The sequence below is a fragment of the Streptomyces barkulensis genome (genome assembly GCF_002843305.1).
GTDB classification, from domain to species: domain Bacteria; phylum Actinomycetota; class Actinomycetes; order Streptomycetales; family Streptomycetaceae; genus Streptomyces; species Streptomyces barkulensis.
The window spans coordinates 72,816-93,795 of record NZ_PGSG01000104.1; the positions used below are offsets into that span (position 1 = coordinate 72,816).

At 74.3% G+C, this 20,980-nt stretch carries 22 protein-coding genes; 3 read left to right on the forward strand and 19 right to left on the reverse strand.

Annotated elements, in window-relative coordinates; translation table 11 throughout:
* Positions 1 to 12: 12 nt before the first annotated feature.
* Positions 13 to 357 (reverse strand): DUF3140 domain-containing protein, encoded by a 345-nt coding sequence (locus CUT83_RS21625; RefSeq protein ID WP_101257484.1) that lies wholly within the window; start codon positions 355 to 357, stop codon positions 13 to 15.
* Between the two features lie 118 nt (positions 358 to 475).
* A complete protein-coding gene (soxR, locus tag CUT83_RS21630) occupies positions 476 to 937 on the reverse strand; it encodes a redox-sensitive transcriptional activator SoxR (protein WP_101257598.1) in 462 nt (153 codons plus the stop codon).
* 54 nt (positions 938 to 991) lie between these two features.
* On the opposite strand from soxR, the gene CUT83_RS21635 reads away from it, so the two are divergent.
* Together CUT83_RS21635 and CUT83_RS21640 are read left to right on the forward strand one after the other, a co-directional pair.
* Positions 992 to 1,720, forward strand: coding sequence for a thiamine pyrophosphate-binding protein (locus CUT83_RS21635; RefSeq protein ID WP_101257485.1), 729 nt, complete (start codon positions 992 to 994; stop codon positions 1,718 to 1,720).
* Positions 1,721 to 1,761: 41 nt separating this feature from the next.
* On the forward strand, positions 1,762 to 2,709 hold the full coding sequence (locus tag CUT83_RS21640; protein WP_101257486.1) for a transketolase family protein: 948 nt from the start codon (positions 1,762 to 1,764) through the stop codon (positions 2,707 to 2,709).
* Here CUT83_RS21640 and CUT83_RS21645 read toward each other — a convergent pair.
* The 6 genes from CUT83_RS21645 to CUT83_RS21670 form a co-directional block, all read right to left on the reverse strand.
* Positions 2,613 to 3,056 carry a hypothetical protein gene (locus CUT83_RS21645; protein WP_101257487.1) on the reverse strand — a complete coding sequence of 148 codons (444 nt, stop codon included), beginning with the start codon at positions 3,054 to 3,056 and terminating at the stop codon, positions 2,613 to 2,615. The genes CUT83_RS21640 and CUT83_RS21645 overlap by 97 nt on opposite strands.
* Positions 3,040 to 3,660 carry a GTP-binding protein gene (locus CUT83_RS21650; protein ID WP_101257488.1) on the reverse strand — a complete coding sequence of 207 codons (621 nt, stop codon included), beginning with the start codon at positions 3,658 to 3,660 and terminating at the stop codon, positions 3,040 to 3,042. The genes CUT83_RS21645 and CUT83_RS21650 overlap by 17 nt, the downstream gene beginning before the upstream one ends.
* Entirely contained in the window at positions 3,638 to 4,012 is a 375-nt protein-coding gene (locus tag CUT83_RS21655) for a DUF742 domain-containing protein (protein ID WP_101257489.1), read from the reverse strand. The genes CUT83_RS21650 and CUT83_RS21655 overlap by 23 nt, the downstream gene beginning before the upstream one ends.
* 3 nt (positions 4,013 to 4,015) lie before the next feature.
* On the reverse strand, positions 4,016 to 4,432 hold the full coding sequence (locus CUT83_RS21660; RefSeq protein ID WP_101257490.1) for a roadblock/LC7 domain-containing protein: 417 nt from the start codon (positions 4,430 to 4,432) through the stop codon (positions 4,016 to 4,018).
* Positions 4,433 to 4,475: 43 nt separating this feature from the next.
* Entirely contained in the window at positions 4,476 to 6,437 is a 1,962-nt protein-coding gene (locus tag CUT83_RS31415; protein ID WP_277347739.1) for a sensor histidine kinase, read from the reverse strand.
* Between the two features lie 262 nt (positions 6,438 to 6,699).
* Positions 6,700 to 7,341, reverse strand: coding sequence for an alpha-ketoglutarate-dependent dioxygenase AlkB family protein (locus tag CUT83_RS21670; RefSeq protein ID WP_240958242.1), 642 nt, complete (start codon positions 7,339 to 7,341; stop codon positions 6,700 to 6,702).
* 214 nt (positions 7,342 to 7,555) lie between these two features.
* Here CUT83_RS21670 and CUT83_RS21675 point away from each other — a divergent pair, with 214 nt between their 5' ends.
* A complete protein-coding gene (locus CUT83_RS21675; RefSeq protein ID WP_101257492.1) occupies positions 7,556 to 8,350 on the forward strand; it encodes a tyrosine-protein phosphatase in 795 nt (264 codons plus the stop codon).
* Between the two features lie 117 nt (positions 8,351 to 8,467).
* On the opposite strand, the gene CUT83_RS21680 is transcribed toward CUT83_RS21675, so the two are convergent.
* From CUT83_RS21680 to CUT83_RS21730, 11 genes are all read right to left on the reverse strand, one after another.
* A complete protein-coding gene (locus CUT83_RS21680) occupies positions 8,468 to 9,550 on the reverse strand; it encodes a polyprenyl synthetase family protein (protein ID WP_420882469.1) in 1,083 nt (360 codons plus the stop codon).
* Positions 9,551 to 9,578: 28 nt separating this feature from the next.
* The gene (gene hpnE / locus CUT83_RS21685) at positions 9,579 to 11,006 is read right to left on the reverse strand and encodes a hydroxysqualene dehydroxylase HpnE (RefSeq protein WP_101257493.1); all 1,428 of its coding nucleotides are present in this window, start codon (positions 11,004 to 11,006) and stop codon (positions 9,579 to 9,581) included.
* Positions 11,003 to 11,974 carry a presqualene diphosphate synthase HpnD gene (gene hpnD / locus CUT83_RS21690; protein ID WP_101257494.1) on the reverse strand — a complete coding sequence of 324 codons (972 nt, stop codon included), beginning with the start codon at positions 11,972 to 11,974 and terminating at the stop codon, positions 11,003 to 11,005. The genes hpnE and hpnD overlap by 4 nt, the downstream gene beginning before the upstream one ends.
* Positions 11,975 to 11,979: 5 nt before the next feature.
* Positions 11,980 to 12,903 (reverse strand): squalene synthase HpnC, encoded by a 924-nt coding sequence (hpnC, locus tag CUT83_RS21695; protein WP_101257495.1) that lies wholly within the window; start codon positions 12,901 to 12,903, stop codon positions 11,980 to 11,982.
* A gap of 463 nt (positions 12,904 to 13,366) precedes the next feature.
* On the reverse strand, positions 13,367 to 14,200 hold the full coding sequence (locus CUT83_RS21700; RefSeq protein ID WP_101257496.1) for an ABC transporter ATP-binding protein: 834 nt from the start codon (positions 14,198 to 14,200) through the stop codon (positions 13,367 to 13,369).
* Positions 14,187 to 15,134: an ABC transporter permease gene (locus CUT83_RS21705; protein ID WP_101257497.1), complete on the reverse strand. Its 948-nt coding sequence runs from the start codon at positions 15,132 to 15,134 to the stop codon at positions 14,187 to 14,189. Before CUT83_RS21705 ends, CUT83_RS21700 begins: the two co-directional genes overlap by 14 nt.
* A 97-nt stretch (positions 15,135 to 15,231) precedes the next feature.
* A complete protein-coding gene (locus CUT83_RS21710) occupies positions 15,232 to 16,104 on the reverse strand; it encodes a glycosyltransferase family 2 protein (RefSeq protein WP_101257601.1) in 873 nt (290 codons plus the stop codon).
* A 50-nt stretch (positions 16,105 to 16,154) separates the two neighbouring features.
* Positions 16,155 to 16,940 carry a CDP-alcohol phosphatidyltransferase family protein gene (locus tag CUT83_RS21715; RefSeq protein WP_101257498.1) on the reverse strand — a complete coding sequence of 262 codons (786 nt, stop codon included), beginning with the start codon at positions 16,938 to 16,940 and terminating at the stop codon, positions 16,155 to 16,157.
* Positions 16,918 to 17,979 carry an iron-containing alcohol dehydrogenase family protein gene (locus tag CUT83_RS21720; RefSeq protein WP_101257499.1) on the reverse strand — a complete coding sequence of 354 codons (1,062 nt, stop codon included), beginning with the start codon at positions 17,977 to 17,979 and terminating at the stop codon, positions 16,918 to 16,920. Before CUT83_RS21720 ends, CUT83_RS21715 begins: the two co-directional genes overlap by 23 nt.
* Positions 17,967 to 18,716 carry a phosphocholine cytidylyltransferase family protein gene (locus tag CUT83_RS21725; RefSeq protein WP_101257500.1) on the reverse strand — a complete coding sequence of 250 codons (750 nt, stop codon included), beginning with the start codon at positions 18,714 to 18,716 and terminating at the stop codon, positions 17,967 to 17,969. The genes CUT83_RS21720 and CUT83_RS21725 overlap by 13 nt, the downstream gene beginning before the upstream one ends.
* Positions 18,713 to 20,614, reverse strand: a complete 1,902-nt coding sequence (locus CUT83_RS21730) for a DUF5941 domain-containing protein (RefSeq protein WP_101257501.1) — start codon at positions 20,612 to 20,614, stop codon at positions 18,713 to 18,715. Before CUT83_RS21730 ends, CUT83_RS21725 begins: the two co-directional genes overlap by 4 nt.
* Positions 20,615 to 20,980: the final 366 nt, after the last annotated feature.

Consider the following 20,980-nt stretch of genomic DNA (forward strand, 5'->3'; position numbering starts at 1 on the left):
ACCGCGCCGCGGTCAGGACGCCCTGACGGGGTCGTGTCCCAGCGACATCATCCGGTGGCGCCAGTCCGAGTCGCGTACCGCCTCGGCGACGCGCACCCGCTCGCGTTCGGCGCCGACGGTGTCGACCACGTCGCGCATCGCCGCGACGTCGTCGTCGGTGAGGTCCGTGCGGCGCTTGCGCAGGATCGCCAGCACCTGCCGTCCCCGCTCGGAGCCGGCCTGCTCGGGCAGCTCCTCGGTCCGCTCTCCGGCGACGCTCGTCCTGAGCCATGCCTCCAGTTCGTTCGACGTCATGTTCACCACGGCGTGGAACTCGTCCCACAGAGCGTCCAGCTCCAGCTCGGAGATGTCGGCCATCGTCAACCTCCCGGATCTCTCGCGCCGCGCGAGTGCCCGCACCCCGGCACCCGGAAACCCGGGCCGGTGCGCGGGCACCGGCGCGGCGGCCCCGGCGCCCGCGCACCGGCCGCTTCCCTCAGGACTCCGGCAGGGGGTCCCCCTCCAGGTAGCGGGCGCCGGGGCCCTGCGAGCCCGCGGCGTCCCCCGGGTTGTACAGGCGGCACTTGCGCAGGCTGAGGCAGCCGCAGCCGATGCACCCGGTCAGCCGCTCCTTCAGCCGCTCCAGCTCGCCGATCCGCGCGTCGATCCGACGCTGCCAGGTGCGGGCCACGGCGTTCCACTCGGTGGCGCTGGGCGCCCGGTCCACGGGCAGCCGGTCCAGCGCGGCGCGGACCTCCTCCAGGGAGAGGCCGACCTGCTGGGCGGCCCTCACGAAGGCGACCCGGCGCAGGGCGGTACGCGGATAGCGCCGCTGGTTGCCCGTGGTCCGCTCGGAGTGGATCAGGCCCATCTCCTCGTAGTAGCGCAGGGCGGAGGGGGCGAGCCCGGAGCGGGCGGCCAGCTCCCCGATAGCGAGGCGTCCGTCTCGGTGGGTCATGGCGGCGAGCATACCGCTTGACCTCAAGTCTCCTTGAAGTTGCAGCCTCTTGGCATGACGACCGCGACACCACCGCACACCCCTGGTCCCCGATCGCCGAAGGGCCTCGGTTTCGAGGCTCTCCCGGCCCTGATGTCCCTGATGACCGGCGACGAGAAGCACGACGCCGCCGCCACCTCCACCCTGGACGCCCTGTGGGTCCTCTACGACCGGGTGCTGCGCGTCCGCCCCGACCGCCCCGACGACCCCGGCCGGGACCGCTTCCTGCTGTCCAAGGGGCACGGCCCGATGGCGTACTACGCCGTGCTCGCCGCCCGGGGCTTCTTCCCCGCCGACTGGCTGCCGGGCTTCGGCACCCACGACTCCCCGCTGGGGCATCACCCGGACCGCACGCTGGTCCCCGGCGTGGAGATCGGCAGCGGCTCGCTCGGGCACGGGCTGCCGCTGGCCGTGGGGACCACCCTCGGGCTGCGCGCCCGGAAACCGGCCGGGCCGCGGGTGTGGGTGCTGGTCGGGGACGCCGAACTGGACGAGGGCAGCAACCACGAGGCCATCGACTTCGCGGGCGCCACCGGACTCGACGGCCTGCACACCCTGGTGATCGACAACTCCTCGGCTTCCCACCCCCCGCCCGGCGGCATCGCCTCCCGCTTCACGGCCGCGGGCTGGTCGGCGCTGACCGTCGACGGCCGCGACCACGAGGCGCTGTACGCGGCGTACACCCGCCCGCATCCCGGACGCCCGCACGCCGTGGTCGCCCGTGTCGAACCCAAGCACGCCTGACCGGCGCGGAGAACACAGGAAAACACAAGGAGAACCCGGACATGGACACCATGCGTGAACGCTTCGCCTCCGTCGTCTCCCGCCTGCTGGACGAGGACCCGCGCCTGGCGGTCGTCCTCGCCGAGATCGGCGCGGACGGCTTCCGCCGGGCCGCCGGACGCCACCCGGACCGGGTGGTCAACGTCGGCATCCGTGAGCAGCTTCTGGTCGGGGTCGGCGGCGGTCTGGCCCTCACCGGGATGCGCCCGGTACTGCACACCTTCGCCTCCTTCCTGGTGGAGCGTCCCTTCGAGCAGCTGAAGCTGGACTTCGGGCACCAGGGGACGGGCGGGGTGCTGGTGAGCGCCGGAGGGTCCTACGACTGGCCGGCCGGCGGCTTCACCCACATGGCGCCCGGCGACGTGGCGCTGCTGGACACCCTGGACGGCTGGACCGTCCATGTGCCCGGCCACCCGGACGAGGCCGAGACGCTGCTGCGCCGCGCCTGCGCGGGCGGGGGCGGGGGCGGGGACGGGGGCGGGGGCGGGGGCGACCGGGTGTACGTCCGGCTGTCGGCGCAGACCAACGTCCGCCCCCGGCCGGTCACCGGGGAGGGCTTCCTCACCGTGCGACGCGGCGGGCCCGGGGCGCCGGCGGTCGTCGCGGTCGGCCCGCTGCTCGACTCCGTCCTGGAGGCCGTACGGGGGCTGGACGCGACGGTCCTGTACGCCGCCACCGTCCGTCCCTTCGACACGGCCGCACTGCGGGCGGCCGTCGCCGGCCCCGGCGCCCCCGAGGTCGTCCTGGTAGAGCCGTATCTGGCCGGCACCTCCACGGCCGCCGCCACCGAGGCCCTGGCCGACGTCCCGCACCGGATCCTCGGGCTGGGGACGGCGCGGGCCGAGCTGCGCCGCTACGGCACGGCCGCCGAGCACCTGGCGGCCCACGGTCTGGACCCCCGCTCGCTGCGGGAGCGGATCACCTCTTTCACGGCCCGCGCCGCGGTCTGACGGCGCGGCGCGGAGGACGGAGGGCGCGGAGGACGGAGGGCGCGGAGGGCGGCCCGGCCGACGGGCGGATCCGTCCCCAGCGCCGTGCCGTTGCGGTCGATGAGCGGCGCGCCCAGGTAGGAGCGGATGCCGATCCCGTCCACGACCGGGTTCCCGGCGAAGCGCAGGCCGGCGAAGTACTGGCGGTGCTCGTCGATGAAGTTGACCATCGCGTAGGGGGCGCCGGTGGTCCGCGCCGGCCTGCGGGCGAAGTCGTCGAACTCCGGGACGGGGGCGTCCCCGATGCCCAGCTCGCGCAGCCGTGTCACCCGCGCCGGGGCCTCCCCGTCCTCAGGGGGGAGGGGCAGGTGACCGGTGGGGTCGTACGACGTGGGGAACGTGGCCGCTCCTTGAGTCGATCAGGTACTGGACAAGGGACACGAGGACCTGCGTGCCGGAACTGGCCTGCCGCGCGTCGCACATCACCACCGGTACCTCGGGCTTGAGGTCGAGGGCGATCCGGACCTCGTCGGGGTGGTAGCGGTGGGCGCCGTCGAACTCGTTGACCGCGACGACGAACCCCATGCCGCGCCGCTCGAAGTAGTCCACGGCCGCGAAGCACTGGTCCAGGCGCCGGGTGTCGGCGAGCACCACGGCGCCGAGCGCGCCGCTGGACAGCTCGTCCCACATGAACCAGAAGCGCTCCTGGCCGGGGGTGCCGAACAGGTAGAGCACATGCCGGGCGCCCAGGGTGATCCGCCCGAAGTCCATCGCGACGGTGGTGGTCGTCTTGTCCTCCACCCCCTCCAGACTGTCCGTGGCGGCGCTGACCTGGGTGAGCAGCTCCTCCGTGCTCAGCGGCTCGATCTCGCTGACGGCTCCCACGAAGGTCGTCTTGCCGACCCCGAACCCGCCCGCCACCAGGACCTTCAGAGCGGTCGGAAACGGATCAGAGTCGTTTGCGAAGTCCATGCAGCACCGCCTCCAGCAGTCCTCGGTCGGTCGGGTCCGCCCCCATCCGCATGGGGGCCCGTGTGGTTACCGCGCCGCAGTCCACCAGGTCGGAGAGCAGCACCTTGGTCACCACGGCGGGCAGTCGTACATGGGCGGCGATCTCCGCGACGGTTATCGGCCCGTCGCACAGACTCAGCACCTGGGCGTGGTCGGGTCCCAGACAGCTCTGCGGCTCGGCCCCGGTGGACCGCACCATCGTCAGCAGATTGAAGTCGGCCGTCGGGCGCGTACGTCCGTTGCTGACGGTGTACGGCCGGACCAGGCGCCCGGCCGCTTCGTCCAGCCACAAGCCCTCCTCGGGTTCCGGCATCCGTCAGTGCCCCGCCGGCTGCCGCGCCGGTGTGGCCAGATACGGGCGGACGCTCTTGACCAGCATCGCCATCTCGTATCCGAGGACGGCCGCGTCCGCCTCGCTCCCGGCGAGGACGGCCAGGCACGCGCCGGAGCCCGCGGTCGAGACGAACAGCAGCGCGGTGTCGAGCTCGACGACCACCTGCCGCGCCTCTCCGCCGCTGCCGAAGCGGATGCCGGCGCTGCGGGCCAGCGAGTACAGGCCCGAGGCCAGCGCCGCCAGATGGTCGGCGGTGTCGGTGTCCAGTCCGTGGGCGGCCTTCACCAGGCCGTCGGAGGACAGCAGCAGGGCGCTGCGGGTGTGCGGGACGCGCTGGACGAGACCGGTCAGCAGCCAGGACAGGTCGGTCGTCCGGCCGATGGGGGCATCGCTCACCATGATCGCGTTCTTCTCCTTGGGGGGGTGAGGGCCGTGCGCGGGGCTAGCCGGGCCGGCCGGGGGTGTCGTCGTCGGTTCCCTCCGCGAGGCCGGCGCCCCGGCGGAAGGCGGCCATCAGGCCGGGAGTGTGCTCGGCCTCGGGCTCGTCCGACACCCCGGGGCTCCGCGGAGACCGGCGCAGTTCGGGAACGAGGTGCTCCTGGCGGCGGCGGCGCGGGAGCTGCGGACGGTCATCGCCCCGCGCGCCCTGCGGCCCGCCGTGGCCCTCCGGGGGCGGTGGCGCCGGTGCCGCCCGGGGGGCGGGCGCGGACTGCGGGGCGTGGGCGGCGGGCTGTGCGGCGGGGGGCTGGTGGTGGGACCGGGAGGCGGCCGGGCCGTACTCCGCGTGCGCCGCCGCCGGGGGCGTCTCCGGGGGCGTCTCCGGGGCGGTGGGAGGCAGGGGCCGGGCCGCCTGCTGCCCGTACGCCTGCTGTCCGTGGTCCTGCTGCGCGTAGGCGTGCTGCCCGCGGTCCTGCTGCCCGTAGGCCGGGCGGGCGGACGCCTGCTGATGCGGCGCCCCCTGCCCGGGAATCTCCTGACGGGGCGTCTCCTGACGGACGGTCCCGGGCGGCATCGGGCGGTGCCCGGCCGCTTCCGCCCCGGCGGCGGCACGCCGCCGCGGTTCCTCCCGCTCGTCGCCCAGGAGCACGTCCGGCACGACGAGCACCGCCTGGATGCCGCCGTAGATGTTGGTCCGCAGCTGCACGGTGATGCCGTGCCGCCGGGCGAGCGAGGAGACCACGAAGAGCCCGATGCGGCCGTCCTGCAGCAGTTCGGCGACGTCGATCCCGTCGGGGTCGGCCAGCAGTCCGTTCATCCGTTGCTGCTCGGCGGCCGGCATGCCCAGTCCGCGGTCCTCGACCTCGACGGCGAGGCCGGCGGTGACGCGCTGGGCGCGCAGCAGGACCTGGGTGTTGGGGGCGGAGAACACCGTGGCGTTCTCGACCAGTTCGGCGAGCAGGTGGATGACGTCGGCGACGGCGTGGCCGCGCAGGGTGCCCTCGATCGGCGGCACCAGCTTGACGCGGGAGTACTGCTCGACCTCGGCGATGGCCGAGCGCAGCACCTCGGTCAGGGCGACCGGGCGGCTCCACTGCCGGCGGGAGACCGCACCGCCGAGGACGGCGAGGTTCTCCGCGTGCCGCCGGATACGGGTGGCCAGGTGGTCGACGTGGAAGAGGACCTTGAGCAGGTCGGGGTCCTCGACCTCGTTCTCCAGCTCGTCCAGCAGCTCGATCTCGCGGTGCACCAGGGACTGGAGCCTGCGGGCGAGGTTGACGAAGACCTCGACCTTCTCCTGGCTTCCGCCGGCGTTGCCGCGCACCAGCGCGACCGCCTGGACCAGTGCCAGTTCGGCGGCGCGCTGGGCCTGGCCGACGTCGTGGACGACGAGGCCGAGCGAGTCGTCCTCCGGTTCGGGCGACGGGCTGTGCACGGGTGGCCGCGGCCACTCGCCCTTCTCCAGCCGGTGGAGCATCGACTGGAGTTCGCTCCGGCTGTGGGCCGCCCCCTGCCGCAGCCGGGCGTGGCGCTCGGCGGTGGAACGCGCCTCCGAGGAGGCGGAGAGCGCCGCGCCGACCACCACGGCGCAGCCGAGCAGCAGCGCGCCGCCGAGCACACCCCAGACGGTGGCGTCGTCGGGCCCGGCGGAGATCCCCTCCCGCACACCGTCGAGCGCCCGCAGCACATAGGCGACGACCGCCACGGCGATGACCGCGACCAGGGCCGCGGGCAGGACGGCGAGGCGGATCATGCGGTACCGCAGGGCGGTGCCGGCGGCGGTGTCGCGGGCCGGACCCCCGCGCTGTCCGGTGCCGTGCGGGGCGCCCGCGCCCCTCTTCCTCCTGCGCCTCCCCGGTGCGCTCGGGGTGTTCGGGGCGCTCGGGGTGTTCGGGGCGCCGCCGTACGCGGGAGGGGGCGGAGGGCCGGGAGGAGAGGAAGCGGGCGGCGGGGAGTCGACGGACATGGGAGCGGAACTTCCCCTTCCTTGTCGCACCGCGCGGCTCGGGGGCTCAGGCATCGCAGTCCTCGGAACGTTGAGGTCGTCTCAGCGGGCCGGTGCGCTCACCGGCTCTCGTGGCACCGCCGCAACGCTGATCGTCACCCGGCGGGGGCGCGGGCGAGTTCGGCTCGTTCGCCGCCCTTCGCCGGCCCCCAACGAGTGAAAGCATCGTCACGCCTCGTGGGGAAGGGCGGCACGATCATAACCCTCGTTTGCCGGGGGCAAGTTACCGTGCCCGGACCGTCACGTTGACCCGCCCTCGCAGTCCGGTCCCGGGCGGTGCGGTGCCCGGACGGACGCGCGGGACGCCGTGGTAGGCCAGCCTGGAGGGACCCGCGAACACGAAGGCGTCGCCACTGCGCAACTCGACGTCGGTCCACGGCCGGCCGCGGCCGGCCGGGTTCCCGAACCGGAAGACGCAGGTGTCGCCGAGGCTGAACGAGACCACGGGGGCGCGGGACCGCTCGTCGCCGTCACGGTGCATCCCCATACGGGCTTCTCCCCCGTAGAAGTTGACGAGCGCGATGTCGTACGGGACCGTGCACGGCCCCTTCCCGTACGCCTCCTCCACCGCCCGCCGCGCCCACCGGCCCAGCCAGGCCGGGAAGGGCTTGACCGGCGCCCCGTCGCCGTCCACCGCGGTGCGGGCGTAGCCGTACGGGTACCAGTGCAGGCCCAGACAGACCTGGCGCACCGACATCCGGCCGCCCCGGGGCATGCGCACGGTGCGCAGCCCGGCGGGCGGACGGGACCAGGCGCGGCAGGCGTCCAGGAGTTCGCGCTGCGCGGCCCCGTCCAGGTGGCCGGGCAGGTGCACCGCGCCCGGCGCCACCTCGGCCGCCGGGAGCCGGAACAGTCCGTCGTCCACGCCTTCCACCCCACCTCCCGGCACCGGGCCGACACCGGTCCCGGCACCACTGTTCCACCGGATCTCCACGCCTCCGCCCCATCCTCGTGCGGACCCGGCCCTTCCGCGCCCCCATGCCGTAGGGTCGCAGTGGCCGGTGCGGGACCGCGCGGCGGGCGGTGCACCGCCCGCGCCGACCCGGCCGCCCGGAGCGAGGCCGGAACAAGGAGTGCCCATGACATCCGAAACCGTGGAACCCGCGCTGACGGGGGTGCGCAACTTCCGCGAGGTCGGTGGTCTGCCGACCACCGACGGCCGGCGGGTGCGCCAGGGTCTGCTCTACCGCAGCGGGCACCTGGCACACGCCACCGAGGAGGACGCCGCCTTCCTCTCCCGGCTCGGCCTGCACACGGTCTTCGACTTCCGCAACTCCGCCGACCAGGCCCTGGAGGGCCCGGACGTGGAACTGCCGGGTGTGCGGAACGTGAACATCCCGCTGTCGGACCCGGCCGAGGGCGCCGAGTTCTGGACGATGGTGCGCGAGGGCGACGTGGCCCTGCTGCGGTCCCTGCTCGGCGACGGACAGGCCGAGGCCCGGATGGTGGCCTCCTACCGGCTGCTGGTCCGGCGGCGCACCGCCGAGCACGGCCGGCTGCTTCGGGAGCTGGCCGAGGAGAGCGTGCCCGCCCTGATGCACTGCGCGGCGGGCAAGGACCGGGCCGGGCTGTCGATCGCGGTGACGCTGCTGGCGCTGGACGTGGAGCAGGACGCGATCGAGGCGGACTACCTGGAGTCCAACGCCCCGCACCACCGCTACCGGATCCACCGCTCCCCCGACGCGGGCGGCGGGATGTCGCCCGAGGTCGAAGAGCTGATCGCGCCCCTCTTCGAGGTCCGCCCCGCCTATCTGCACGCGGCGTTCGACACCATCACCGACACCTGGGGCGGGGTGGAGTCCTACCTCTCCGAGGGGCTCGGCCTCACTCCCGGTCTGCGCGAGCGGCTGCGCGGCCGCCTGCTGGATCTCTGACCGCCGGGCCTCGCCGGGCCCGGCGGGCCCGCCGGGCCTCACGGCTGTCCCACGGCCGTCCCACGGCTTCCCGGGACCGGCGGTCCACAGCCGGTCCCGCCGGTCCCGTCCGCGGGATCAGCCCTCGCGGACGACGACGAAGTCCGCGAGGGCGGCGAACTGCTCGCGCACCCGGTCCGGCATGTCCACGCCGTCCAGGGCGGCGAGGGCGGTGGCGTGCCGGCGGTGGGCCTCCTGGGAGGTCCACTCGCGGCCGCCGGCCTCCTCGATCAGCCCGGCACGGGTCGCGAACTCCTCCTCGCTGAAGTCCTCGAACTCCCGCTGGCTCTTGGTGGCGTCCGCGGCCAGCAGTTCCCCGAGCCGCTCGGCGGCCGGCCCGCCGCCGGCCAGGGCGGCGACCACCGGCAGGGACTTCTTGCGCTGCCGCAGGTCGCTCCAGGGCAGCTTGCCGGTCGACGCCGGGTCGCCCCAGATGCCCAGCAGGTCGTCGACGGCCTGGAAGGCCAGGCCCAGGTGGTGGCCGTACGCCTCCAGCGCGTCGGCGGTGGCCTCGTCCGCCCCGCCGAGGACCGCGCCGATGGAGGTGGCGCAGGCCAGCAGCGCGCCGGTCTTGTTGCCCTCCATCTCCAGGCACTCGGCGACGGTGACCTTCTCCCGGTGCTCGTAGGAGATGTCCTGCGCCTGCCCGTCGATGAGCTTGCGGGTGGCCAGGGTCAGGCGGCGGGTGGCGTGCGCGGCCTCGGCGGTGCCCAGTTCCAGCAGCACCTCGCCCGCCAGCGCGAACAGGGCGTCGCCGACGAGGATGGCCTGTGCCGGGCCGTGCACCTTCCACACGGTGTCGCGGTGGCGGCGCTGCTCGTCTCCGTCCATCAGGTCGTCGTGGAGCAGGGAGAAGTTGTGGACCAGTTCCACGGCCACCGCCCCGGGGACGCCGGTGGCGGGCTCGGCGCCCGCGGCCTCGGCCGACAGCAGGGCCAGCGCCGGGCGCACCGCCTTGCCGCCGTCGCCGCTGGCCGGGTTGCCCTGTGCGTCGATCCAGCCGAAGTGGTAGGCGGCGACGGAGTCCATGGGCGGCGCGAGCCGTGCCACGGCGGCGCGCAGCATCGGCGTGGCGAGGGTGCGGCCGCGTTCCAGCAGCTCGATGACGCTCGCGGTGTCGACGGCTGTGTCCGTCAGGGTCCTCGGGGTCGCCGGGGTCACGGGGTCTCCTCTGCGTTCGGTGTCGTGCTCACGCCGCCTCCTGGAAGACGTCGTCGTGCGGGCGGCCGAGGGCGGCCAGCGCTTCCCGGGCGGCGGTCAGCCCGCTGCGCACGGCGCCCTCCATCGTCGCGGGCCATCCGGTGGCGGTCCACGCCCCGGCCAGCCACAGCCCCGGCGCACCGGTGCGGGCGACGGGGCGCAGGCGTCCGACGCCGGGCACGGGGGCGAAGGTGGCGGCGCGCTCGCGGGTGACGAAGAAGTCGCGCACCTTCGCGCCGCGTGCGGCGGGCATCAAGCGGGCCAGTTCGGGCAGGTAGCGGTCGCGCAGGGCGGCGACCGGCAGGTCGATCTCGTCCTGCGCGGCGGACTGGGACACCGCGATGTACTGGCTTTCCGCCCCTCCGGGTGCGTCCCGCAGCCCGGAGGCCGCGGTGCGGTCGAAGACCCACTGCACGGGGGTGCCGAGCGCGGCGAGGAAGGGGCGGTGGAGCACCTTGCGGTCGTAGACCACGTGGACGTTGAGAATCGGCGCGTCGCCGATGCGCAGCAGCCGCTCCGGTTCCTCCAGCGCGCCCCCGGGCAGCAGCCGGTGGGCCTCGCGCTGGGGTACGGCCAGGACGACCGTACCGGCCCGCAGCGTCTGGCCGGTACGGCGCGCGCCGGTGTCCACCGCCACCCGCCAGGTGCCGTCCGGCTCCCGGGTCAGCTCCCGCACCCGGCCCTGCCGGACCACGCGCACGCCCGCCTTCTCCAGCACGGCGGCGGCGAGTGTGTCGTGCAGGTGCCCCAGCGGGACGCGGGACCAGCCGATGTCGGCCGCTCCGGGGTCGCTGAGCAGGCCGGTGCTGAGAACCATCGCGGCCAGCCCGAGCGAGACGTCCGGTGCGCGGGCGTTGAGGGTGGCGACGCCGATCAGGTCCCACAGCGCCCGTACCGCGCGCGGGGACTGTCCGTGGCGGCGCAGCCAGCTTCCGAAGTCCTGGGCGTCCAGGACGGGGTCGGACGGGTCGATCCTGCCCAGGCGGCCGAGCGCCAGCGCGGCCCGCCCCACGCGCAGCCGCTCGGCCGGGGAGAGGTGGGGGTAGCGCGCCAGGGAGGCGCCCAGGTGCAGCGGCACGGGCAGGGCCGCGCGCCGCAGCCGGCCCGTTCTGCCGCGCGCGGCGTCGTGGACGGGGATGTCCAGGCGGGGCTGGAGGGGGGCCAGCTCGCTCGCGCCGATGCGTTCCAGAAGCCAGCGGTAGGCGGTGCAGCAGCGCAGATGCACGTGGTGGCCGTTGTCGACGGTCAGCTCGCCGGCCGCGCCGGAGCGGCGGAAGGAGAAGGCGAGCCCGCCCAGCCGGGGCCTGCTCTCCACCAGGGTGGTGGCCACCCCGGCGTCGGCCAGGCGCAGTGCGGCGGCGGTGCCCGCCAGCCCTCCGCCGACGACGACGGCGCGCGGATCGGGTGCGCCGGTCACGTCGTGCTCCCTCCGGGGGCCGTGCGGGCGGCCAGCCGGGCGTCGAGCCCGGACAGGCCGCGCAGGGCGACGTAGGCCTTCTCGCGCGCCGGCAGGGAGACCCGGCCGCGCAGTACGGCGTGGGGGTCGCGGGCGATGCGGGCCAGCAGGCGGTGGTAGATGCCCGCCATCGCCGCCACACAGGCGGCCGAGCGGCGGTCCAGCAGCGGCAGCAGCCGCAGCCCCTCGGTGAACAGCGCGCGGGCGCGGCCCACCTCGAAGCGCACCAGTCCGGCGAAGTCCCCTCCGGCGGGCGGCGCGTGGCGGTTCAGCGAGGTGTCGCAGCCGAACGCGGCCAGATCCTCGCGGGGCAGGTAGGTGCGGCCCTCCGCGGCGTCCTCGCGTACATCGCGCAGGATGTTGGTCAGCTGCAGGGCGAGGCCGAGGGTGTCGGCGTAGTGGGGGGCGCGGTCGGCGCCCGGGGCGCCCGGCACGGTACCGAAGACCCCCAGGGAGAGCCGTCCGATGGCGCCGGCCACACAGCGGCAGTACTCCCTCAGCTCGTCCCAGGTCCCGTAGGCGCGGCCGCGGACGTCCATCAGGACGCCGTCGATCAGCTCGTCGAGCCCGCCCAGCGGGATCGGGAAGCGCTCCGCGGCGTCGGCCAGGGCGACGGCGACCGGGTCGGTGGCGTCGTCGGGGACCTTTCCGGCGCGGACGAGGTCGAGCAGATGGCGGGTCTCCTCCAGCCGGGCGCGCTTGACCTCCGTCTCCAGCGGGCCGTCGCCGATGTCGTCCACGCGCCGTGAGAAGGCGTACAGGGCGGACATCGCCCGGCGCTGCGCGGTGGGCAGCAGCCGGATGCCGTAGGCGAAGTTGCGGGCCTGCTCTCCGGTGACGGCCTCGCAGTAGCGGTAGGCGGCGAAGACCTGCGGGGAGGGCGGCGCCTGCCGCGCGGCCCGCTCCGCGTTCGCGCTCCGCCTGGCCACCGGGCTCACCTCGCCGCTCCCAGGACGGCCGCGGTCTCGCGCAGCACACCGGCCTTCCCCGGGCGCGGGGCGCCGCCCAGGACGTCGTACCGGGCGGAGCGCAGGGCGCGCAGGGCCGCCCGCCCTCCGCCGGTGAATCCGGCGATGAGGATCTTCGGTATGCCGGGGACGCTGGCCACCAGCGGGACTCCTTCGTTCAGCAGTTCGTGTGCGCGCCGCGCCTCCCAGGCGACCAGGGCGCGCACCGAGGCGTTCGCGGTGGGCGCGGCGAGGTCGGCCTCGGTGACGCGGAAGCGCTCCAGGTCCTCGGCGGGGAGGTAGATCCGGTCGCGCAGCGCGAGATCCTCGGCGACGTCCTGGAGGTGCTCGGTGATCTGCAGCGCGGTGCAGACGGCGTCGGAGCGGCGGACGCGCTCGGGGGTCGTGGTGCCGGTGACGGCCAGGACGAGCCGGCCGACGGGGTTGGCGGACAGCTCGCAGTACCCCAGCAGCTCCTCCCAGGTGCCGTACCGGCGGACCTTCTGGTCCAGCCGGTTGGCCTCGACCAGGGCGAGGAACGGCTCGGGGGTCAGCGCGTGGCGGCGCACCGTCGGCACCAGGGCGTACAGCAGGGGGTGGCGGGGGACGTCCCGGCCCCCGGCGCCCGTGTCCCGGGCGGTGCGGAAGACCCGGTGCAGCTCGGTCTCGAAGGCGTCGAGCAGTGCGCCGCGGTCATCCGCCCGGTCGGGGTCCACTCCCAGCAGCGCGGCGTCGGCGCCGCCGGGCGGCAGGTCGCCGTCGCCGATGTCGTCCAGGAGGCGTACGCAGCCGTACACGGCCATCAGATCGTCCCGCCGGGCGCGGGGCAGGAAGCGGGGGGCCACGGGGAAGTTCTCGCGCGCCGCCTTGTCCAGGAGGGCGCGGCTGCGCGCGTCCCGCGCGGGGGTCACCGGGTGCCGCCCGCTGCCATCGCCGTCACCTCTGCGTCTCTCCAACCGACAGTCCAGTCCTTTTCGAAGCGGCGGCGGTCACGGCATCCGTGTCCCGCCTGCGGCCGCCTGTGTCCGCATGCCACCGTTGGCGTCCGCGACACCACAAAATCCGGGAGGGCCTGCGGTGCCGGGATGCCCGCGGCGTCGGCGGCGCCTCTCCCCCGCGGGCGCCGCCCGCGGGATCCGCGTACGGAACATCCTATTTCGGGCACGCCCGGAGCATGGTCCGCTGCTCGTCCGACCGGGTGCCGGACGTCCGGCGCACCGCCCACCGGCACCGGCTCAGCTTACGTCGTGCGCGCGGGCGCCCCGCCGCACGGGTGGGCACGGGGGCCGGACACGCACCGGCCCCCGCGCCCTGGCAGGGCGCGGGGGCCGGGAAAGCCGCCGGGAGGCCGCCGGGGAGCACCGGCTGCCCGGGCTACTTGCGGGTGAACTCCTCGTACGCCTTCATCACGTCCTCGGTCGGGCCGTCCATGCGCAGCTCACCGCTCTCCAGCCACAGCACCCGGTCGCAGGTGTCCCGGATGGACTTGTTGTTGTGGCTGACCAGGAAGACCGTCCCGGCCTCCTTGCGCAGCTCGCGGATGCGGGCCTCCGAGCGCTTCTGGAACTTCTTGTCGCCCGTCGCCAGCGCCTCGTCGATCATCAGCACGTCGTGGTCCTTGGCGGCGGCGATGGAGAACCGCAGCCGGGCCGCCATGCCGGAGGAGTAGGTCCGCATCGGCAGGCTGATGAAGTCGCCCTTGTCGTTGATGCCGGAGAAGTCGACGATGCCCTGGTAGCGCTCCTGGATCTGGGCCTTGGACATGCCCATCGCCAGTCCGCCCAGTATGACGTTGCGCTCACCGGTCAGGTCGTTCATCAGCGCGGCGTTGACGCCCAGCAGTGAGGGCTGGCCGTCGGTGTAGACCCTGCCGCGCTCGGCCGGCAGCAGGCCCGCGATGGCACGCAGCAGCGTGGACTTGCCCGAGCCGTTGGAGCCGATCAGCCCGATCGCCTCGCCGCGGTAGGCGGTGAAGCTGACGCCCTTGACCGCGTGCACCTCGCGCACGTTCCCGCCCGGCTTGCGGCGGATGATCCGGTTGAGGGCCGCCGTGGCGCTGCCCCTGCCCCGGGCGCCGCCGTTGACGCGGTAGACGATGTGCAGGCCGTCGGCGATGACGGTCGGCCGGCGTTCGGCGGAGACGGCCTCCGCGGCCTCCGCGTCCTTGTCCGCCGACGCGGCGGCTGCGCTCTTCTCAGCCACGGCCATAACGCTCCTCCGCCTTCCAGAAGTACACGAATCCGCCGGCGCCGATCACCAGGGCCCAGCCCGCGGCCAGCGCCCAGGCGTACGGCGGGAGGTCGGCGACCGTATAGCCGTCGATGAGCGCGAAGCGCATGAGGTCCATGTAGACGGCCGCGGGGTTGGCCTGCGCGGCGACGATCAGCCACTCCGGGGCACCGGTACGGTCCCTGAGCATGTACTCCAGGGGGAACATCACGCCGGAGGCGTACATCCAGGTGCGCATCACGAAGGGCATCAGCTGGGCGAGGTCCGGGGTCTTGCTCCCGAGCCGGGCCATGATCATCGCCAGGCCGGTGTTGAAGACCAGCTGCAGGGCCAGGATCGGCGCCACCAGCAGCCACGACCAGTCCGGGAAGTGCTGGAAGCCGAGGAGGATGACCCCCAGGACGATCATCGAGTAGAGCAACTGCTGGAGCTGCTGCAGGGAGAAGGAGACGGGCAGCGAGGCCCTCGGGAAGTGCAGGGCCCGCACCAGGCCCAGGTTGCCGGAGATGGAGCGGACGCCCGACATCACCGAGGTCTGCGTGAAGGTGAAGACGAAGACGCCCGTGACCAGGAAGGGGATGTAGTTCTGGTCGCCGCCCGGCGTCCCCTCCCGGCCGCCCAGCAGGATGCCGAAGACGAAGAAGTACACCGCCGCGTTCAGCAGCGGCGTGGCCACCTGCCACAGCTGGCCCAGTTTGGCCTGGCTGTACTGGGCCATGAGTTTCGCCCGGGAGAAGGCGAGGATGAAGTGCCGGCGCGCCCACAGCTGCCGGACGTACTCCGTCAGGGAGGGCCGGGCGCCGCTCACCGTCAGTCCGTACTTGGCGGCGAGTTCGGCCGGGGACAGGCCGTCGTCTGGTGAACGCGGGGGCTCGCCCGTCGCGATCGCACCACCGTGCGTTGTCTCGCTCACGTTGAAACTTTCGTCCTCACAGTGCGCAGCCGGGATGGAATGAGCGCAGCGGGCCCCGGCTGGTGTCACCGGACCCGATGCTCTCAGACAGAGCTTGTCAGATGACGGGAGGGCGGCCCAGTCGGGTCAGGCGCCACACCGTACGCCACTTCATGGGACGGCGGGCACCGCACGGGGTCGTCCAGCCCTCCCGGAAACCGCCCAGCCAGGCGCGCAGCGCGGGACGCGAGGGGCGCCGGGCCAGAGTCAGCAGCAGCCATACGCCCAGGTAGAGGGGGATCAGCGGCAGCGGCAGGTTGCGCCGGGCCAGCCACACGCGGTTGCGGGCGACCATGCGGTGGTAGACCGCGTGGCGGCTGGGGAGGGTGGTGGGGTGGTGGAGCACCATGTCCGCGCGGTAGTCGATCATCCACCCCGCGTCCAGCGCCCGCCAGGCCAGGTCGGTCTCCTCGTGCGCGTAGAAGAACTCGTCCGGCAGCCCGCCGACCTCCTGGAAGACCGCCGTCCGCGCGGCGTTGGCGCCGCCGAGGAAGGTCGTCACGCGCGAGGAGCGCATCGGGTCCGAGGCGCGCAGCCGCGGTACGTGGCGGCGCTGGGTGGCTCCGGTGTCCGGGTCGGCGATGCGGAAGCTGATGATGCCCAGCTCCGGGTCGGCGGCGAACGCCTGCCGGACCAGCTCGGCGGTGTCGGTGTTCGGCAGCAGCCCGTCGTCGTCGAGGAAGAGCAGGGCGTCCACCTCGCTCCCGCCGGGCCCGAACGCCTCGATGCCGACGTTGCGGCCGCCGGGGATGCCCAGGTTCTCCGGCAGCTCCACCGTCCGCACCCCCTGCGGGAGCTCCGGCAGCGGGGCGCCGTTGCCGACGACTACCACCTGGACCGGGTCGCCGTCCTGCTTGGCGACCGAGTCCAGCAGGGCACGCAGCTCCTCGGGGCGGTTGCCCATGGTGAGGACGACCGCGCCCAGCGTCAGGGGCCTGCCGGAGGAGGACCGCGCGCCCTCGGTCATGTCGTTCACCGCCCTCACCGCAGCCGGCTCGACGCCAGGATGGACACCAGGTGCAGCAGCGTCTGCAGGACCGCGATGGCCGCCAGGACGGCGACGCCCAGCCGGGTGAAGAACAGACCGCCGTGCACTGCGTCGGCGACCGCCACCGCCAGGATCACCAGGGACGCCTCGACGCCGCCGACCAGCCGGTGGAACTTCAGCGCCGCGGCCGCCCGGCGGGCCAGCGCCAGCCCCGAGGAGCGGGGCACGGCCGCCTCGTCCTTCACGGCGGGCAGGCCGCTGCGGGAGCGGGCGACGTCCACCAGGTCGGTCTCGGCCTTGATCAGGATCGCGCCCAGCGCGGCAACGGTCCCCAGGAAGGCCCACAGCCAGTTCGCGGAGGCCCCCTCGGTGCGGAAGACGTCGGCGGCCCGTACCCCGAAGCCGACCAGCAGCGCCGCCTCGGCCAGGTAGTGGCCCACCCGGTCGAGGTAGACGCCGGTGATGGAGGTCTGCCTCCGCCAGCGGGCGACCTCGCCGTCCACGCAGTCCAGCAGCAGGTAGAACTGGATCAGCAGGGCGGCCAGGACGGCCCCGGCGGGGCCCGGCACCAGCAGTACGGCGCCGGCCGCCACACCGGCGACCACCATCAGATAGGTGAGCTGGTTGGGCGTTATCCGGGTGTTCACCAGATGCCGGGTCCAGCGCAGCGAGATCTCCCGCATGTACAGGCGCCCGGCCCAGTGCTCACCGCTGCGCCGGTCCTTCACCCCGGCGGGGTGCACGACCGGGCGGAGTTCAGCTACTGACGGCTTTGACATAGTCGGCGTACGCGTCCCTGATCTGGTCGGTGGACAGGTCCAGGTGCTCGATGATCGTGTAGCGCCCGGGCCGGGTCTGCGGCGCGTACTCCACCGCGCGCACGAACTCGTCCTCGTCGAAGCCGATCTCGCCGGGCAGCACGGGCAGGCCGTGGCGGCGCAGCACCTCGACGATCAATTCCGTCTGCTCCTCGGCCCCGCGCAGGTGCATCGCGAAGGCGGCGCCGAGCCCGCACTGCTCGCCGTGCGCGGCGGCACGCCTGGGGTAGAGCAGGTCGAAGGCGTGGTTGATCTCGTGGCAGGCGCCGGAGGCGGGGCGGCTGTCGCCGGCCACCGACATGGAGATGCCGGTGAGCACCAGCCCCTCGGCCAGCACGGTGAGGAACTCGTCGTCGCCGCAGCCGCCCGGGTGGCGCAGCACCGCCTCGCCGGCCTGACGGGCCATGGCGGCGGCCAGACCGTCGATCGACTCGCCGGTGACCTTGTGGGAGAGCTCCCAGTCGGCGACGGCGGAGATGTTGGAGATCACGTCGCCCACGCCCGAGCGCACGAAGCGGATCGGGGCCTCGCGGATGACGTCGAGGTCGATCACGATCGCGATCGGGTTCGGCACGCCGTACGAGCCGCGGCCGGCGTCGTTGTCGAGCGTGGCGACCGGGGAGCACAGGCCGTCGTGGCTGAGGTTGGTGGCGACGGCGACCAGCGGCAGGCCGATGCGCGCGGCGGCGAACTTGGCGCAGTCGATGATCTTGCCGCCGCCCATGCCGACGACCGCGTCGTAGCGGCCGGACTTCATCGCGTCGGCCAGCTTGATCGCGTTGTCCAGCGTCCCGCCGCCGACCTCGTACCAGTCGGCGCCCGGCAGGGCGGGCGCGAACCGCTCGCGCAGGGTCGCGCCCGAGCCGCCGCTGATGGCGATGGCGAGCTTGCCGGAGGCCGAGATGCGCTGGTCGACCAGGAGGGTCGCCAGGTCGTCCAGCGCACCGGGCCTGATGTCGACGACGACCGGCGAGGGGATGAGCCGGGTCAGTACTGGCACGCGATCTCCCGCGCCTTGTTCAGGTCGTCGTGGTTGTCGATCTCGACCCACTTCACGTCGCCGATGGCGGCGGTGTCGATGGTGAGACCGCGGTCGACCATCTCCTGGTAGCCGTCCTCGTAGTACAGCTGCGGGTCGCGCTCGTAGGTGGCCTTCAGCGCGTCGGCCAGGTCGGCGGCTGCCTCGCCCTCGATGAGGGTCACGCCGATGTACTCGCCGGTGGCGTCGGCCGGGTCCATCAGCTTGGTGATGCGGCGCACGCCCCTGCCGGGCTCGGTGACGACCTTCATCTCCTCGTCGGCCAGCTTCTTGACCGTGTCGAGGGCGAGGATGATCCGCTGCCCCTTGCCGCGGGCGTCGAGCAGCGTCTGCTCGACGGAGACGGGGTGGACGGTGTCGCCGTTGGCCAGGATCACGCCCTCCTTGATGACGTCGCGGGCGCACCACAGGGAGTAGGCGTTGTTCCACTCCTCGGCCTTGTCGTTGTCCACCAGGTGGAGCTTGACGCCGTACTTCTTCTCCAGGGCGGCCCTGCGCTCGTAGACGGCCTCCTTGCGGTAGCCCACGACCACGGCGACGTCGGTGAGGCCGACCTCGCGGAAGTTGCCGAGGGTGAGGTCGAGCACGGTGGTGGTGCCCTCGCCCGCCGGGTCCACCGGCACCAGGGCCTTGGGAAGGGTGTCGGTGTAGGGGCGCAGACGCCGTCCGGCGCCGGCGGCCAGCACGAGGCCGATCATGCGGGTTCTCCTGTTTCGTCGTGTACGGCGGGTGCGTGTGAGGACACCCAGAAACGGACGCTCTCGGTGAGCACCGTGAGCGCCAGGGCCCCGGCCAGGGCCGTGAGCGCGATCGTGAAGCCCTGCCCGGCGGCCCAGAGGGCGGCGGCGGCCGTGACCGCCACAGCGCGTCCCTCGTGCCCGCCGATCGCCCGCACCAGCCGGTGCGGCGGGGCGCCGGTGCCGCCGCGGATGCGGTACACCGTGTCGTAGTGATGGTAGGCGACCGCCGCGACCAGCCCGAACGCTGCGGGCAGGGCCCCCGCCGCGTCCGACCGGGCGGCGAGTACCAGGACCGTGGTGTACTCCGCCGCGCGGAAGAGGGGCGGCACCAGCCAGTCCAGCGCGCCCACCGGCGGGCGGGCGACGGCCAGCCCGGACAGGACGGCGTAGCCGAGCGCGGCGGCCGGCAGCCAGGGGCCGACCGGGGCCCACAGCGCGGCGGCCACCAGGCCGGCCGAGCCGAGCAGGGCCAGGGCCGGGGCGGCGAACGCGGACGGCCGCGCCGCGCGCGTCCGGGACGCGGCGGCCCGGGCCACGCCCTCGGCCAGTGGTCCGGAGTCGGCCAGCTCGGCCAGGGCCCGCACGGCGCGGTCGGTGCGCACGCCCCTGCGGGTCAGGGAGCGCAGCACCCGCCCGGCGGTGGTGTAGCAGGCGGCGAACGCGCAGCCGGTCAGCAGCACGGTGAAGGTGGTGCGGGGGGTGGTGAGGGCGGTGAGGACGGCGATCAGCGCCCAGCGCTCGCCGATCGGCAGCACGATCATGCGGCGGGCCCACACCGTCCAGCCGACCCGGTCGAGCCTCCCCGACAGGGCGGCGGCGGGGTCGGTGCTCCCGGCGGCCGGCTCCCCCCCGCGCTCCAGCCCGCCGTCCCTGCCGTAGTGGTCGGCCTCGTTGAAGGAGAAGTCCACCACGTGGCGGCAGGTCTGGAGCACCATCGCGCCCAGCGCCAGGGCCCACACGTCGTCGCCGCCGCGGGCCGCGCCGAGGGCCAGGCCCGCGTAGTAGGCGTACTCCTTGGCCCGGTCGAAGGTGGCGTCCAGCCAGGCTCCGAGCGTGGAGTACTTCAGCGCGTAGCGGGCGAGCTGTCCGTCGGCGCAGTCCAGCACGAACGAGGCGATCAGCAGCACTCCGGCCGCGACGAAGCCGCCGCGGGTGCCGGTGGCCGCGCAGGCGGCGGCGACCAGCGCGGTGAGCAGCGAGGCGGTGGTCACCTGGTTGGGGGTCAGTCCGCGCCGGGCGCACCAGCGGGCGAGGTAACGGGAGTAGGGGCTGACGAAGAAGGTGGTGAAGAAACCGTCGCGGGACTTCACCGCCGAGCGCAGCCGCACGCGCTCCTCGTCGACGGCCGCCACGGCCCGCTCGGCCTCGGCCCGCTCCGCGTCGTCGGCGGGCACGGCGGCGACGAGGACGCCCAGCTCGGGGCGGTGCACGGCCGGGGCCCGGTCGTCCTCCTCCAGGGCGGCGGCCGCCCGGTCGGGCAGGCCGGCGGGCTCGGGGGCGGCGGTGCGCGCCGCGCCTCCCGCCGCGGACGGCGCGGTCCGCGCGGACGGTGCCGCGGCGGACACGGCGGACACGGCGCGGGCCAGGGCGGCGCGCGCGGCGGGCCGGACGGCCAGTGCGCCGGGGATCGCGGCGGCGGGGAAGCGCGGGTCGGTCAGGGCCAGCCGCAGGCTGTGCGTGTGCCCGACGAAGCGGGGGTCGACGAGGGCGACGCGCTCACCGGCCGGGACGGCCGCCAGCGCCGCCTCCACCCCGGCGGCGTCCTCCGCCACCCGCACATCGAAACCCAGCGACCGCAGACCGCCCTCCAAGGGCGCCCCCGCGACCGGTGGACCGGTGAGAATGGCGGTCGACAAGAACGAACTCACTCCTTGAAAGCCGTACTGTCCGCGGCGCGGTCCGTATCGAGCGGCATCCGGGCAGCGGTCACAGTGCGCCATCACCCGTCCGGGGCGGGCAGCACATGGCCAGAGGTTATCGGATAGGTGGAAGCGTCCGTTCACCCCGCATTCACCGGGCGGAAGCGCCCCGCCGTCACGAAAGGTGACAGAACACCACGGACCGCGTTCCAGGATCCTCGATCCCGGCGACTCGCACAAGGAGCGTGTCCGCGACGGTCCGCGACCGGTGGTTAGGCTGCGGCCTTGGCTTCCTCTCCCTCCCGGAGGAGGGGGATTCCCACGGCTCGCGCCGCGGGGGCCGGCTGCGGGCCGCCGGGGCGG